We start from the raw sequence: 16092 nt of genomic DNA on the forward strand, positions 1-16092 counted from the left end.
TTTAAAGTATCTCCATCATCTGAACTAAAACATAGGTTTTCTTTTCTCCTAAGCCATTTTGATGTGGTATCTTTTCATCACACTCTTTTATTGTTGTAAGAAAACACTCAATATCCGTTACATTTTCAATACAGTCTAAAGCTCCATAGTATTCTTCAAAAAATCCAGCATGAAAAGTATCACAGCTAATCTTGAGTAAGGAAATATATATGAGTGTCGCTGCTGTCCCATATATTTTATTCAGCTCATTCACAATATCTCTGTCAGAATACAGTTTTATTCTTCCGGTTTTGATTTTTTCTTGAAACCACGGATTGGGATCCGGATTGATTCTATGTCTTGTCAGTTCTTCTTTTATCATTTCATGGCAGTAAAATTCGTAATCGTTAAAATCAAAAACAAATTCAGCCAATGTATGGTTTTCTGTATTCCTTGCCAAATGTGCTTTATATAAAAATCAGTATCCAGCAAGGCGTATTTTTGTCTATCTCCATCGGCGCTGCCTCGCTGGTTTTCCTAACATTTTTTCAATCTCTTTCAATCTGGCCTTGTCGCTATTCAGACGTTCATCCCGTACTCTTTCTCGTTGTTCAAGATCATACATTTTTTCTAATAAGCTGCCAAACCGAATGAGATTTCTTGGAATTTCTTGCCATCTTACAGCTTTTCCAGTCACTTCCATCTGCTTATTTATTTCATCACGGTCAATCTGCAAAAGATTCCTCGCAGTTTTTTTATCAATCTTTTCCTCTTCAAAAAGTCTGAGTACTGCTGCTTTATATGAAATTGCAAAAATATCCATTATTTTTAGAATTAACTGAACAGAAACCTCTTTGTAGGATAAATTATAAACATCCGACTGTTCTTCAAGGCGATCCCTAGGAGCCAATAAAAGCGCAGCAAAAGCATTTGCTTCCATATCCTCAAGTTCTTTTGCTTCATCCTCGATAACACCTGATTCAAGAATGGAACCAAACTGTAATAATGCAAAATCTTTCTCTTCACAATAACAATAGATATGGTATAGCTCATGCGCTGCAGCAAATATTTGTTTTGACAAAGGAATCGCAGAATTAATCATTACAAACATCCGTCCCTGCCTTATAAATGTGCAAGCACACAATTCTGCATCCCCTATTGGATATCTAAGCAATTCTAATGGCATATCGTGTCGGGCTGCATAATTTTCCAACACACAAAAAATATCGTCCTGAATAATGTTATTCTTATTATAGAGAGCATTAAAGCTTGTCACACATTGGCTTATCTTTAAATATTTTTTTCGTTCCTTTATATAAAGGCTGTTGTCCAAAACCTTACACATAGACTTATGCCTCCCATGGCTGCATCATTTCTTCTACATTTTCATAAGTACGAGCATAGAAGCAAATCAGATTTGCAATCTCATCCGCAATTGCAAGTCCCTCCTTTGCTTCCTGAGATTCCACTCTTCCCATAAAAGCCTTCACTGTATTGGTTTCCGGAAGCGTCTGCGAAACCTTTACCAGGCTTTCCATCGTAACATCCAGAAACTCTGCTATTTTTTGCAGTTCAACCGCATTGATCATTCTGGAGCCACTAAGCATTTTACTTATAATCTGCTTAGATACACCGAGATGTCCAGCAAGTTCAATCTGCTTCTTGTTATTTTGCTTCATAATATTCATAATATTGTTACTGATAATCTCATTCATGTTTACCATCACAAATACCTCCAAGTAAAATTAACGATAATAACCTATTTCACACTATTATTATATGTAGAGCACAACCACTAGTCAATATTTTCTTGACTTCTATTCCGTATTCTTTAATTTTTGTTTTTATTTTGGAGATAAATTATTTATTATATACAGAACCAGATTGTTAAATCCTCAAATCCAATTTTCCCTTATATCATGATCTCTTTTACTTCGCAATATCTCTTTTCATTATTTTCCCATCATCACAATTTATATAATACCTTCTACCATAAAAATCCGAAACGATAGCTACTTTATCTTCTATAACCATTTGCTCATATGGCAATAGCACTTGATTTTTAAACATTGTTTTCAAATCTTCTACTCTCCATATAATTTCACATTTTTCGTTAATCGCATATAAATTATTAATTTCATCATCTTCAAATGGAATTTCAAGTAACACAATAATCTTATCTTTACATAATTTGGCATCTCTAATCAAATATGCAAATTCCTTGAGCTTCTCCCCGATTTTAAATAAATTGCCTTCATAAGAAAACCCATTTTCCATATCTATACCTCCACCAGCCCCGAAGGGGCATGTATTAATGGATACCCATAGGGTATATTATAGTAATTCTATACCATAAACCTCTTCTATATTATGTAACAAAGTATTTTCTTTACCATATACATTTATAACTAGCGGAAAAATCCAATCATTATCATTACAATCAACACATATGAATTGTCCATTTTCCTTTAAGAAGAACAAATTATTTTGACTATTTTTATCTTTCTCTCGTATTGCTTTTTCAATCCTTGTTTCTTCTATATGCAAGCTCATTACTTTTTCCAAATCATATAATATTTCTTTCGTATATTCATTTGTAAAATACTAAGGCTGCCGCCCCGGCAATTCTCTCATCCGGTACGGCAGCCCCATTTTTATATACGAACCACTATCCTCTATAGTAATTAATCAGACAGCCTTTCAAAATAATCTCACGCTCATCATCCGTCAAAGCGCCCAGGCGAAGCGTCACCTCTCTGTCCTGCTCTCCATTCACGTAAGCCTTCACTTCACTTCTGTTTTCCTCAATGGCCTTGCGCATCTCAGGGATAAACAGGAAATCGCCTTTTGTAAAGGGCAGCTCGCCCTCGTCAATCAAGAAGGGCAGCATACCCCAGTTAATAAGGTTGGAACGATAACGCTTGGTGGCATAGGAATTGGCAATATTCGCCCATCCTCCCAGTACCTTCTGGCAGGAAGCCGCCTGCTCTCTGGCCGAACCGTCTCCCGGCTTCACGGCAAAAATTGTGCTTCCCACTCCCAGGTTGGTCTTATCCACGCCCGGATACCAGGGATTCAAAGCATTAAAAATTCCTTTCAGCTCCGGAACTGCCTCTGCAGGACACTCACCGGCCTCAACAGCCTTCTGAGCCGCCTGGATCTCCTTGGCTTTTCCTACATAAGCCGGATCCTTCCTGGACAAGGTAAACTCCGCAAGTCCCAGAGGGTTCGAACGATAGGAAGAAGTCTCTCCGGAAGGAATCAGCTCATCCGTAGTTGTAACCGGATCGTGAATCTCCGAAACCACCTTCAAAATCATATGTTCCGGCAAAGCAGACATGGCCGGCCAGTCCTTGATGTTGGGGCCAAACTTAATCTCCACATCCGGATCCGCCTCACCCCTGCTGTCAAATACCCTGTTCTCATAAATCTTACTGTCAAAGAAATACCTGGGATTGGTGTACTTCGCATCCACCTCTGTAGCCGCCGTCAGGTATCCCTTATTTGCCGCCGTAGCTGCAATAGAACGTGCATCCATCAGCGCCACGGACGCAATCTGGCCGCTCTGAAGCTTGGAGCCCTCCCGGTTGGGGAAGTTTCTTGTGGAGTGGCGGATACTAAAGCCGTTGTTGGAGGGCGTGTCGCCGGCGCCGAAGCAGGGTCCGCAGAAGGCTGTTTTCATAACAGCGCCTGTCTCCATCAACGCTGCCGCCGCACCGTTTTTCACCAGCTCCATATAAACAGGCATACTGGCCGGGTACACGCTTAAGGTAAACTCGTCCGGTCCGATGCTTGCTCCCTTTAAAATATCGGCTGCCGCACAGATATTTTCAAACCCACCGCCTGCGCAGCCGGCAATGATTCCCTGATCCACATAGAGCTTCCCGTTGCGGATCTTATCCGTCAGGCAAAAATCTACCGCGTCTCCCAGGCTTACCAGCGCCTTTTTCTCTACATCACGAAGAATATCGCTTAGATTGGCCTTTACCTCCTCGATGGTGTAGGTATTGCTCGGATGGAAAGGCATCGCAATCATCGGTTTAACTGCGCTCAGATCCACATAAATCATTCCGTCGTAATAAGCGGCGCCGCCCGGATTCAATTCACGATAATCCTCACTTCTGCCGTGGATCTCATAGAATTCCTTAATCACATCATCCGTTTTCCAGATAGAGGACAGGCAGGTGGTCTCTGTGGTCATCACATCAATGCCAATACGGAAATCCGCGCTCAGATTCTCCACGCCGTCGCCGATAAATTCCATAACCTTATTGTTTACATACCCCTTTTCAAATACGGCTCCGATAATCGCCAAAGCCACGTCCTGGGGGCCGACGCCCTTCTGAGGCTCGCCGGTGAGGTATACGCCTACAACTCCAGGCATGGGAATATCGTAGGTTTTATTAAGAAGCTGCTTCACCAGCTCCGGGCCGCCCTCTCCCATTGCCATCGTTCCCAGAGCTCCGTAACGGGTATGGCTGTCAGAGCCAAGAATCATTTTTCCGCCTGCCGCAAGCATTTCACGGGCATACTGATGGATTACTGCCTGATGAGGGGGCACATAGATGCCGCCGTACTTTTTCGCACAGGTCAGGCCGTACATATGGTCGTCCTCATTGATGGTTCCGCCTACGGCGCAGAGGCTGTTGTGGCAGTTGGTCAGCACATAAGGGATGGGAAAACGCTCCAAGCCTGATGCCCGGGCCGTCTGAATGATGCCTACAAAAGTGATGTCGTGGGAGGTAAGCTTGTCAAACTTAATCTCCAGTTTTTCCATATTGCCGGATGTATTGTGTGCCTCCAGAATTCCATAAGCAATTGTCTGCTTTTTGGCCTCTTCCTTGGAGGGCGCCTCGCCAAGCCTGCTTTCCAGAACGCTCACTGCATCCTTGCTGTCTGGGATAATCTCTGTTCCGTTCAGCACATAGGCTCCGCCTTCAAATAATTGAATCATGATTCTCCTCCTATTCCAGTCCCGTAATATTCCTTCCAATGCACCCGTATAAAATCAATTTCCAGACGCAGATACATGCGTCTGTAAATTGATTTGTGCATTGTAAGGAATATTACTGTTTCCAGTTCCGTAATATCTCTTCCAATGCACTTGTATGAAATCAATTTCCAGACGCAGGTACATGCATCTGTAAATTGATTTGTGCCTGGTAAGAGATATTACTGTTTCCAGTCCCGTAATCTCGTTTATTTTCATTAAATTGCCGGCCAAGGGCAGTACGCCTTGTCCGGCAACGCTAAATTTATTATAAATAGCACCGACAAAGATTGCAAGTTTATTCTGCGAGAATTTCCTCCTTAAGCTCCAGCTCGTTAAAATTTTCTCTGGACGGCCTCTCTTTTTCCGTTTCCAGCCTGGGAGCCTCCGGAAATATAATCGTCACCTTAAACAGATCCCCATCCAGATAAATATCAAAGCTTCCTTTCTGCAGCTCCGTCAAGGTCTTGGTAATGGACAGTCCGAGACCGCTGCCCTCGGTGCTTCTGGCCACATCTCCGCGGATAAAGCGCTCCGTCAGCTCGCCTGCGTCAATGTTCAAGGGCTGCTCGGAAATATTTTTAACATGGAACCGTACCATATGCCCCACCACAGTCAGCTCAACATAGACCCTTGTCCTGGGCATGGCATACTTGGCCACATTTCCGTACAGGTTTTCAATAATCCGCCAGAGCCTGCGCCCGTCTGCCTCGATGATCACCGGCTCCTTGGGCATATTTACCACAAGCTGCAGCTCACGCTCCTCGAACTTCTCGCTGAACTCCCCGTTAGTCTGATTGATAAGCTCCTGGAAATTAATCCTCACAAGCTCCAGCTTCACATTTCCGGAGCTTATCTTAGAAGCCTCCACCAGATCGTCCGTCAGATGCTTCAGGCGCTGGGACTTATCCTCCAGAATGGCAATGTAATTCCTTGCCCTCTCATTCTGAATATCCTCCCGTTTCAGCAAATCCACGTAGTTGATAATGGAGGTCAGCGGCGTCTTAATATCATGGGACACGTTGGTAATCAAATCCGTCTTCAGACGTTCATCCTTCACACTCTGCTCCACCGCCGTAGAAAGACCCTCGCCAATGCGGTTTACAGCCTCCGCCATAAGCAGACTGTCGCCTGACAGCTTTTCCATGGGAATCTGGTAATTCAGATCCCCCTCGGAGATCTTCCGGATTCCATCTAATATCTGCTTGCGCTGCCGCGCCTGCCGCAGCAGAATCAGTCCCGTCCCAAAATCAAAAATCATAATGAGCATAATTCCAAAGCTGCCAAAGAAAAGAAGAAAGACATTTGCCAGCAGGAATATTCCATAAGAAAGAATTACCTTAGTCGTTACCTTCCAGCCGCCCGCCACCCGGTAACAATGCTTCAATACAGCGTAAAGCACACTGTTATTCCAAAGGGTTCTCGTTTTAATGCGCCGCACCAGGCTTAAATATCCGCAGAGAAATAAAAAATTCAGCGAAAAGGTCATCACTCCTCCAAATACTCCTGCCTCTCCGATTCCATTTACCCGGTTATACAGCAGAGCTCCTGCAAATAAAATCATCCATGCGGGTATCACCAGAAGCAGCGCAGCCCCTTCGGTGCGAATCCGGTCAAATCTGGTAAGGGTGACGCTCCTATCCTCTTCCTCCGTTCCCCGTCCAGCAGCCAGGGTCAGATAGACCAGGGTCAAAAGGTACAGAATACCGCCCAGAATCACTCCATACACAGACATACGGCTGATAGGCTGGATCTCCTCGTACTGCTTCTTATACATCTGAAGATTATCGCTTGCCACATAGCTTGGGTCAATGGCAATAGCCAGCGTATAATTTCCCTCCACAGACATCGGGAACTCCTTCAGATAGCTGCTGATTTCACTTAAAGAAACCGGCATCTGACTTGCCTCAAAGCTCATATCCGAGCTGTTGAAGATAAGATAGTCCCCATGCTCCCGAATATACTCCAAGAGGCTGCTGCGATCCACAAGCTCTGTTTTTCCAAAGCTTTTGATATTGGTCACAGTCTTTTGCTCATAGTCCTCCCTGCTTATTCTGGTGACATCCTCCGGAATCACCAGATAGCGCATATTGGTCATACTTGGACTAAAAAGCTCCAAATTTTCCTTATAGGAATAATAGTCATTGTAAATATTGTTAAGTACATTCTCCAGGGATGCATAAACTTCCTGCAGCTCCTGGGTAGACAGCTTCTGCGCCTCCGCATAGGAAATAATATCCGTATACTCCGCCGGTGCATAGCGCTCCTCCACCGCCTGGATTTCTTCTACATCCTGAATCACGGCCTGACCGAAGATCCCTTCTCCGAACAGATCAGGCTCCTCTATCCCTCCCTCCGGTATAAAAGCCTCCTCCATCTCTGCCTCTGAAACCTCCTCCAAAGATTCCTCTATAAAGGACAGGGCCGCATCATAGGAAATGGAAACGGAGGCTACCGCCGTACCGTCGTCATAGATTGCCTGCTCTGTATAATCCTTGGAGCTCTTGGATATATAGCCCACTCTCCCGTCGTCATAAGTAATTTTCAAAAGGGTATTGTATGTGCAGCCATCCAAAGACCAGTTCAGCAGATCCGTCAGCTTGTAGCAGAGGCCTCCGTCCTCGGGTCTGGTATGGAGAATCTGATTTTCATCCGCATATTCCTGGATATTCAGCACCAGAGACGCATCATACACACCGTTTTTCTCAAACCGGCTCTCCCGGCTGGCAGCACGGACACACCGGAAAATCTGCTCCCGGGCCTCGCGCTGAAAATAGGATGTATTCTCAAAGATATCATCTTCTTTGAACAGACGGAATCCGTTGTTTCCCACAGATACCATGCAGACGGCTATGGACAGCACCAGCACCACCGCACAGACTTGATTCAAAATAAGGGCCAGGGCCTTCCAGCCCTTAGAATATTCCCATCGCTTCATTCCTACAGCTTCTCCACTTTATAGCCGATTCCCCACACCACCTTCAAGTAGCGGGGCTCCTTGGCATTGATCTCTATCTTTTCCCGGATGTGGCGGATATGCACCGCTACCGTATTATCCGCTCCGATGGCATCCTCATTCCAGATGCTTTCATAAATCTGATTGATGGAAAATACCTTTCCCTGGTTTTTCACCAGAAGGAGCAGGATGTTGTATTCTATGGGGGTCAGCTTCACCGGCTCCCCGTCCACCGTTACCTCTTTCAAATCGTCGTTCATCACCAGGCCGCCGGTCTGATAGATCTTCTGGCTTTCCTCCGCCGCATTGCCAAGCTTGGTGTAGCGCCGGAGCTGGGATTTCACACGGGCCACCAGCTCCAAGGGGTTAAAAGGCTTTGTTACATAATCATCGGCTCCGATGTTGAGGCCCAGAATCTTGTCGGCGTCCTCGGATTTGGCAGACAGGATGATAATGGGAATGCTGCTCTTCTCCCGGATTTTCAAGGTTGCCCGAAGCCCGTCCAGCTTTGGCATCATAATATCAATGATAAGAAGCTGAATCTCTTGCTTCTCCATCATGCTCACCGCCTGGAGGCCGTCGTAGGCCTTTAGGATCTGATACCCCTCCTGGGATAAATAGATCTCTATGGCGTCCACAATTTCCTTATCATCGTCGCATACTAAAATGGTATTTGTATTCATCTTCATCACCTCTGCTCCCATTTTACCGATTCTTCTTGATTATAACAAGGGTTTTTTAAGTTCTGGAAGGGGAATTCTTAAGAATTTGTTATGGAAGCAGCGATAACCCAAAAAGGAAGTCAGCAAAATAAGCCGGCTTCCTCTTTTATATCTGTTTTTCCAAAAAAATATCTTGTATTATACAACAGCCTCAATCAAGGTCTTCTCGTCCAGGACAAACTGATTCTTATCCTTTTGTGATGCAAGGGAAATCTCTTCCCCCTGGGTTTCCTGCTGTGACAGGAAAAAATTATAAAGCAGTGTATCAAAAATTCGATTTGCCGGAACCACCGCATGGTTCTGCTTTTTCACAAATCCAAACATCAAAGCCAGCGCAATGGAAGGATCTAATGCATTGTACGAAATCTCTTTCCCTGCGAATAAAAGCTCCCTCAGCATCTGCTTTAAGGACGGATATGCCTCCATCTTCTCTAAAAGAGATTCAAACAGCGTATTTTTCTCCATCAAAAGCATGCGTACTGCGGCCAGAAATCCTTCTTTGGTCCACACCTCTTTTTCCGAAGCAAATCCGCTCTCTTTTCCGAGCTTTTCATCCATCATCATGCAGAGGCGCGATACCAGAAAAGGATAACCGGAGGTATATTCGTAAAGCAGAGCCGCCATCTTTCCAATGTCCATGCCGGTCTGGACGTCAGACTCATATGCTTGCAGCATACCTGCAATATCATCCACGTCAAAGCTCATATCCACATCAAAATCAGCGGCAATATTCCAGGGACTGTTTGTCTTATGCTCTTCATCTCCCCGAAGCTTCCTCTTTAAATTTTTTACATCATAGACTCCTGCCAGAATAACCGAATGGAAGGCTGCGGAATTTTGTGCTGCCCTTTCCAGATAATAGTACCTGAGCTGTGCCAGAAAATCCAAAAAGACCTGGTTGTTTGCTGCACTGTCCACCTCATCAATCATCAAAACCACCGGTTTTTGCAGGGACTCGCAGAAATTCTGCAAAAGCTGAAACAGCCTGCGCAAATCCAAACCGCAGTCCCTCTCCCCTTCTCTTTTGCAAAGCTCTGCAAGGGCCGTGCTGTCTGCCGCTGATTCCTTATCTGCTATCCAGACTGCTTTTAAAAAACAGGATGCAAAGGCAAGCGAAAATGTATTTTCATTCTGAAAAGAAGCGCTGCCAAGAACCTGAAAGTCCAGACGTATCACCAGGTATCTGTCTGCCAATGTCTTTTCCAGAGCTACCAGGGTGGTTGTCTTGCCATACTGTCTTGCACGATTGATTGTAAAATAAAACCCTCTGTCTACCAGCCTCTGGATCTGTACCAGCTTCCGGCTGATATCCACCATATAATGTTTATCGGGCGTACACAGTCCTGTAACATTAAAATACTTTCTCAATTTCCATCCATCCCTTTTCCCGGCCTATCCCCAAGCTGATTTTAAAGGTATCTATTTCAGGTATTCCCGATACTTCTCCTCACTGGCGCTTAAGAACACGATTCCGATGATTCCCGGGCCTGTGTGGGCGCCGATGGCGCAGCCGACCTGGGATTCTATGATATTCTTACAGTGATACTTCTCTGTCAGCATCTCCTTTACCTTGGCGCAGGTGCCGGGATCGTTTCCGTGAACTACGGCAATCTCCTGTTTTTCCAGCTCCACGCCCCGTTCGCCTGCCAGATCCACGCAGCGCTTTAAGGACTTCATGCGTCCCCTTACCTTCTCAAAGGCCACCAAGGCCCCCTCGTCGTTGACTTCGATAATAGGCTTAATATCAAGCACGCCTCCCACTACGGCAGAGGTTCTGCTTAAGCGGCCGCCCTTGTAGAGATATTCCAGGGTATCCACGGTTACAATGTGTTCCATGTTGTCAAAAAAGTAACGGGCTGCCTCTGTAATCAGCTCCTTGGACGCTCCGTTCTTCTGCATACGCAAAAGCTTGATAACGCCCAGGCCAAAGCCCATTGAGGCGCATTTGGAATCTACGATAGTAATTTTAAAATCCGGGTATTCCTCCAGAAGCTCCTCCCGGGCCAGATTTGCTGCGTTGAAGGTTCCGGCAATTCCGGTGGAAAAGCACAGATAAAGCACTTCGTCCCCGGCTTTTGCATAAGGCTCAAAGTTCTCCCGGAACATATACTGGTTGATGTGGTAGGTTTTGATTTCTGCTCCCTCTGACTGGATGCGGTAAAAATCCTTTGGGAAAATAGTCTTTCCGTCAAAATAATCCGTTCCGTTGATGGTGACAGGGGTTGGGATCACATGAAGCTGATATTCATCGATAATCTCTTTCGGCAGATCTGTTGCTGAATCCGTAATAATCTTAAAAGCCATTTTTGCTCTCCATTTTAGTCCCGTAACATCCACCCAACACACCCTCAATTGGCTGGATGTTACTGATTCCAGTTCCGTTATATAGTTATAGTTCTTCTAATTCTTTCAGCCAGATATCACTGCAGGCATCGCTGGGCATCCGCAGGTCGCCTCTGGGCGACACGGCTGCGGTTCCTACCTTGGGGCCGTCCGGAAGGCAGGAGCGTTTGAACTGCTGCGCAAAGAACCGCTTGTAAAAGGTCTTGATCCATTTCAAAATAACCCCGTCCTCATAGACGCCGGCAAAGGCCAGCCTTGCCATCCGATAAATCTTGGAGGGCGAGAATCCAAACCGAAGCACATAATACAAGAAGAAATCATGGAGCTCATAAGGCCCCACCAAATCCTCGGTCTTTTGGGAAATACTTCCGTCCCTGGGCGGAAGCAGCTCCGGGCTCACCGGCGTGTCCAACACATCCAGGAGCACCTCGGAAAGCTCCTTATCCTTACAGGTATCCGCATAATAGCGTACCAGGTGGCGCACCAGCGTCTTAGGCACACCGCTGTTGACCCCGTACATAGACATATGATCCCCATTGTAGGTAGCCCATCCAAGGGCAAGCTCCGACATATCGCCGGTTCCCACTACAAGACCGCCGGTCTGATTGGCAATTCCCATGAGCACCTGAGTCCGCTCTCTGGCCTGGGCATTCTCATAGGTAATATCGTGATTTTCCGGATCCTGCCCGATATCCCAGAAGTGAGCGTTCACCGACTCCCGGATATCCACCTCACGCAGGGTAGCTCCCAATTTCCTTGTGAGCTTGCAGGCATTGTCATAGGTTCGGCCTGTGGTGCCGAAGCAGGGCATGGTCACGCCGATAATCTGCTCTCTGGGAAGGGACAAAAGATCAAAGGCCCTGGCCGTCACAAGCAGCGCCAGAGTGGAATCCAAGCCTCCGGAAATTCCTGCCACAGCCGACCAGCAGCCTGTATGCTCCAGACGCTTTTTAAGCCCCATAGCCTGTATGGAAAGGATCTCCTCACAGCGGCGATCCCGATCCGACTTGTCCGCCGGAACAAAGGGGCTTGGATCAATGGGGCGATCCAGTTTTGTGTCTTCCATTGAAAGATGGAAGCCCACCTCCGTATAAGCATCATTATTTTCCACGGAAAAGGTATTCATCCTTCTTCTCTCGGCGGTAAGGCGGCATACATCCACATCGCCGTAAGTAATCCCGTTCTGAAAACGCTCCGAGCAGCTAAGAATGGTTCCGTTCTCTGCAATGACATTCTGCCCCCCAAAGACCAGATCCTGAGTTGACTCTCCCTCTCCTGCATTGGCGTACACATAGCCGCATACCAGCCTTGCAGACTGGCTGCGAATCAATTCCTCCCGATAGCGATCCTTTCCCACAGTCTCGTCACTGGCAGAGCAGTTCACAATAACCGTTGCCCCTGTCAATGCATGGCGCACGCTTGGCGGCTCCGGAACCCACAGGTCTTCACAAATCTCTGCGGCGACTACGAGCTCCTGCAGCTCTCCACAGGAAAATACCATATCGGTTCCGAACAGTACATACTCCTCCTCTTCGTTTCCGCGGCCAAGCCACACATATTCCACATCCCGGTTTCCCGGTGCAAAATGGCGCAGCTCATAGAATTCCCCGTAATTGGGAAGATTTGTTTTCGGCACCATTCCCAGGATCTCGCCCCGGTTCAGCACAGCCGCCACATTATAGAGCTTTCCCTGCTTCTCCCAGGGCAGGCCCACGAATATCAGCGCATCCAGCTCCTTTACAGCGTCTGCTATGGTAAATAAAGTCTCCCTTGCCTTTCTGATAAGGGCCGCCTGCAAAAATAAATCTCCGCAGGTGTAGCCCGTAATGCAAAGCTCCGGAAATACAATCAGCTTTGCGCCGTTTCCGGCTGCTTCCTTTGCAAGACGAATGATCTCTGCTCCGTTAAATTCCGGCTGGGCCACACGAATCTTCGGTGTGACAGCCGCTGTTTTTACAAATCCATGCTTCATATGCTCATCTCCTGTTCCAGTGCTGCTGTTTTCAGTTCCGCAATATATCCCTTACAATACGCAAAAGCCTAACGCTTTGCCTTCTCTAATATTTTCTTTAGTTCTTCTATCTGGAAGCTGTACGCCTCATTGCAAAAATGGCATTTTACTTCGATAGGCTTGCCGTCCCGAATCATCTCCCGGATCTCTTTGCTTCCTATACTGATGATAGCCTTTTCCACACGTTCCTTGGAACAGCTGCAGGAAAAGGCCGTGGGTATGGTATCGTTGACGGTAAGGCCCAGATCGCCTAAAAGCTCCTCCAGAATCCCCTCCGGCGTCAGCCCCCGGTTCAATAGCTCCGTCACAGAACTGACTCCGGCAAGACGCTGCTCCAGAGCGTCAATCACCTTGTCCTCCGTATAAGGCATCAATTGAATTATAAAGCCTCCGGCCTGGCATACGGTGCTGTCACGGTTCAGCAGAACCCCAAGCCCCACGGAGGAAGGAATCTGCTCAGAGGTTGCAAAATAATAGGTTAAGTCCTCTGCAATCTCCCCGGTCTGAAGCTCTGTCTGTCCCACATAAGGCTCCTTCATGCCCAGATCGCGTATCACCTGAAGCATCCCGTTTCCAATAGCTCCCGACACATCCAGCTTCCCTTTTTCATTGGCCGGGATCAGCACTGCCGGCTCGTTCACGTAGCCCTTTACCTGAGCCCTGGAATCTGCAGTCACCGTAATGCCGCCAAGGGGGCCGTCTCCCCGGATCTGAAGGGTCAGAAGATCCCGCTCCCCCTTCATCATAGACCCCATCATAGCGCCTGCGCTTAAGGAACGCCCCAGAGCCGCCGTTGCTACGGGGCTGGTATTGTGAATCTGCCTGGCCTTCTCCACCATTTCCCGGGAGGTTATGGCAAAGGCCCGGATCTGGTTGTCAGCCGCCGCTGCCCTTACAATATAATCTGACATTGCTTTGCTTCTCCTTCTATCTCCCTTGCATATATTTTTACTGTTTTCCTTCTGTCCCTTTCCCATGCTCCCGCGCGATCACATGAATTCTCTCCGTCGTTTCCGACGGCTCCTGCCCTGTATCGGCATCGCAGATCCGCAAAAGCTCCATGCCCGCCTCCTTCACAAGATCTCGAATCTGCTCTTCGGAATAGGCCCGTTGAAAATGCGTTTCCTCATATTTCTCATACAGCCCGTCCTCCCGGCAGATAAACAGCGTTAAATCATACTGATTCAGCATTTCCTCTGGGTCATAATAGTTTTCCCAGATAAAGCTTCCCTCTTCCCGGCTTTCCGCAATGGTATTCTCCCCTAAGAGCATCTTGTATTTATAAACGGTATTGAGATCAAACAGGAAGATTCCTCCCGGGTCCAGATAATTATTTACCAGACGCAGTACCTGCAATAGATCTGCTTCCTCCGTAATGTAATTGACGGAATCGCAGACGCTCACCACCGCCCTTACCGTGCCGTAAAGCTCAAATTCCCGCATATCCTGAAGAAGATATAAAATATCGCGGCCGGAAGCTGCACGCTTTTCCACAGCCAGCTCCAGCATTTCTTCTGAGGAATCCACACCTATCATATCATAGCCGGCCTCTGCAAGAAGCTCCGTCATGGTTCCGGTTCCGCAGCCCAGGTCTAGTACCAGGCCGTCCTTCACCCCGTATTCTTTTAACAGCTCTGCAATGCGGTCACGCCATGTTTCATAAGGAACATTGTCCATGAACAAATCGTAAACGGCTGCAAAGCCGGCATATTCATCCACAACGATTCTCTTGCTGCTCATGTGCTTCTTTTTCTCCCTCGCCCAATGGGTTATTGCTCACTCTATGAACAATTATCCCAATCGTTTTTATCATATCAAATTTTTTTTCAAAAAACAAGACAGCCTCCACCCGAAATGAGAGACTGTCTATTCCCCGTTACTGTCCATTCCGCGGCCAGTAACTATTCCGCACCCTTTTACTTACTGCTCAAAAACTTCTCTATATTAGCCATGGCCTCTTCCTCGTCCTCGCCGCTGGCTGAGACGGTCACCGTCTCTCCTGCGTAAAGTCCAAGGGTCATCATACCCATAATGCTTTTGGCATTTACCTTCTTGTTATCACTTTCCACGTAAATCTCACTGCCATACTGGCTTGCCACCTGTACCAGCAGAGCCACCGGTCTCGCTTCCAGGCCGTTTGGAATCTGAATCGTGATTTCCTGCTTAATCATAATAACCTTTCCTCCTTGTGCTCCCTTAGCTCCTCTGCAATGAGACTCAGTTTCCTCAGCCTGTGGTTAACACCCGATTTCCCCACAGAAGGGGACAGCATCTGTCCTAATTCCTTCAATGTGGCCTCCGGCTGTTCCAGGCGAAGCACCGCTATCTCGGTTAACCCTTCGGGAAGCTGGTCAAACCCGATTGTTGCTTTAATATATTGTATATCTTCAATCTGCTTTACCGCTGCAGAAACGGTCTTGTTCAAGTTGGCAGTCTCACAGTTCACCTGCCTGTTCACAGAGTTGCGCATATCCTTAAGTATCCGGATATTTTCAAAATTCATAAGGGCTACATGAGCCTCCATGACATTGAGAGCATCTACAATCTGTGCACCCTCTTTGATGTATACGATCTGGTTCTTCTTGCGCCTGGTCACTTTAGCCTCAATGTCAAAGCTCCCAATCATATTGCAGAGCTGCTCTGCCTTCTCAAGACTGTTACAGGCAATCTCAAAGTGATATCCCTTCTCAGGATCGCTCACCGAACCCGAGGCCAGAAACGCCCCGCGGATGTATGCGCGCTTACAGCAAAGATTCTGAATCAGCACATGCTTCGCAGCAGAGATATCCCCATAAGAAACAACCTCAAAGCTGTGTCCTCCCTTAAGGCTCTTATTCTGCCTGGCTGATACGTCCAGTCTTATATTAAAGGTTTTTTTCAACAATGTAAAGTACTTTCTTGCAACTGCCAGATTTTCCGTATGCATCCGGAGCCCAAAAGGGGTGTCCCCTTCTTCTGTTACACGGCCGCAGAATCCTAAGATTGCCGCAATTTCCGCCAGCTGGCAATGCCTTGCCCCGGGGATCTGCCTGGACAGCTCTTCCTTAATTTCACTGGAAAAAGACATTTGTCACCTCATATTGTTCACTGC

The 16092-nt window shown here is 46.9% G+C and carries 15 protein-coding genes; all 15 read right to left on the reverse strand.

Annotated features, from left to right (window positions below; genetic code table 11):
* Nucleotide 1: 1 nt before the first annotated feature.
* Nucleotides 2-412: a hypothetical protein gene (locus VV089_RS16760; RefSeq protein WP_334336680.1), complete on the reverse strand. Its 411-nt coding sequence runs from the start codon at nt 410-412 to the stop codon at nt 2-4.
* Nucleotides 413-484: 72 nt separating this feature from the next.
* Nucleotides 485-1324 (reverse strand): ImmA/IrrE family metallo-endopeptidase, encoded by an 840-nt coding sequence (locus VV089_RS16765; RefSeq protein ID WP_334336681.1) that lies wholly within the window; start codon nt 1322-1324, stop codon nt 485-487.
* Nucleotides 1325-1328: 4 nt separating this feature from the next.
* On the reverse strand, nt 1329-1703 hold the full coding sequence (locus VV089_RS16770) for a helix-turn-helix domain-containing protein (RefSeq protein WP_334336682.1): 375 nt from the start codon (nt 1701-1703) through the stop codon (nt 1329-1331).
* Between the two features lie 205 nt (nt 1704-1908).
* Nucleotides 1909-2256, reverse strand: coding sequence for a hypothetical protein (locus VV089_RS16775; protein WP_334336683.1), 348 nt, complete (start codon nt 2254-2256; stop codon nt 1909-1911).
* 57 nt (nt 2257-2313) lie between these two features.
* Nucleotides 2314-2544 (reverse strand): hypothetical protein, encoded by a 231-nt coding sequence (locus VV089_RS16780; protein ID WP_334336684.1) that lies wholly within the window; start codon nt 2542-2544, stop codon nt 2314-2316.
* Between the two features lie 103 nt (nt 2545-2647).
* Entirely contained in the window at nt 2648-4933 is a 2286-nt protein-coding gene (locus tag VV089_RS16785) for a hydratase (RefSeq protein WP_334336685.1), read from the reverse strand.
* Nucleotides 4934-5267: 334 nt separating this feature from the next.
* Complete coding sequence (locus VV089_RS16790; protein ID WP_334336686.1) at nt 5268-7907, reverse strand: sensor histidine kinase; 2640 nt, start codon at nt 7905-7907, stop codon at nt 5268-5270.
* A 2-nt stretch (nt 7908-7909) separates the two neighbouring features.
* Entirely contained in the window at nt 7910-8614 is a 705-nt protein-coding gene (locus tag VV089_RS16795; RefSeq protein ID WP_334336687.1) for a response regulator transcription factor, read from the reverse strand.
* 171 nt (nt 8615-8785) lie between these two features.
* Nucleotides 8786-10015, reverse strand: a complete 1230-nt coding sequence (locus VV089_RS16800; RefSeq protein WP_334336688.1) for an AAA-like domain-containing protein — start codon at nt 10013-10015, stop codon at nt 8786-8788.
* A gap of 51 nt (nt 10016-10066) precedes the next feature.
* Nucleotides 10067-10951 carry a DegV family protein gene (locus VV089_RS16805; RefSeq protein ID WP_334336689.1) on the reverse strand — a complete coding sequence of 295 codons (885 nt, stop codon included), beginning with the start codon at nt 10949-10951 and terminating at the stop codon, nt 10067-10069.
* An 85-nt stretch (nt 10952-11036) separates the two neighbouring features.
* The gene (locus VV089_RS16810) at nt 11037-12962 is read right to left on the reverse strand and encodes an NAD(+) synthase (RefSeq protein ID WP_334336690.1); all 1926 of its coding nucleotides are present in this window, start codon (nt 12960-12962) and stop codon (nt 11037-11039) included.
* A gap of 68 nt (nt 12963-13030) precedes the next feature.
* Complete coding sequence (hslO, locus tag VV089_RS16815; protein WP_334336691.1) at nt 13031-13912, reverse strand: Hsp33 family molecular chaperone HslO; 882 nt, start codon at nt 13910-13912, stop codon at nt 13031-13033.
* Between the two features lie 37 nt (nt 13913-13949).
* Nucleotides 13950-14720: a class I SAM-dependent DNA methyltransferase gene (locus VV089_RS16820; RefSeq protein ID WP_172543222.1), complete on the reverse strand. Its 771-nt coding sequence runs from the start codon at nt 14718-14720 to the stop codon at nt 13950-13952.
* Between the two features lie 197 nt (nt 14721-14917).
* Nucleotides 14918-15172: an HPr family phosphocarrier protein gene (locus tag VV089_RS16825; RefSeq protein WP_160562755.1), complete on the reverse strand. Its 255-nt coding sequence runs from the start codon at nt 15170-15172 to the stop codon at nt 14918-14920.
* Nucleotides 15169-16068, reverse strand: a complete 900-nt coding sequence (whiA, locus tag VV089_RS16830) for a DNA-binding protein WhiA (protein WP_172543211.1) — start codon at nt 16066-16068, stop codon at nt 15169-15171. Before whiA ends, VV089_RS16825 begins: the two co-directional genes overlap by 4 nt.
* Between the last annotated feature and the right edge of the window lie 24 nt (nt 16069-16092).

It is taken from the genome of Candidatus Merdisoma sp. JLR.KK011, from assembly GCF_036941125.1.
GTDB lineage: Bacteria > Bacillota > Clostridia > Lachnospirales > Lachnospiraceae > Laedolimicola.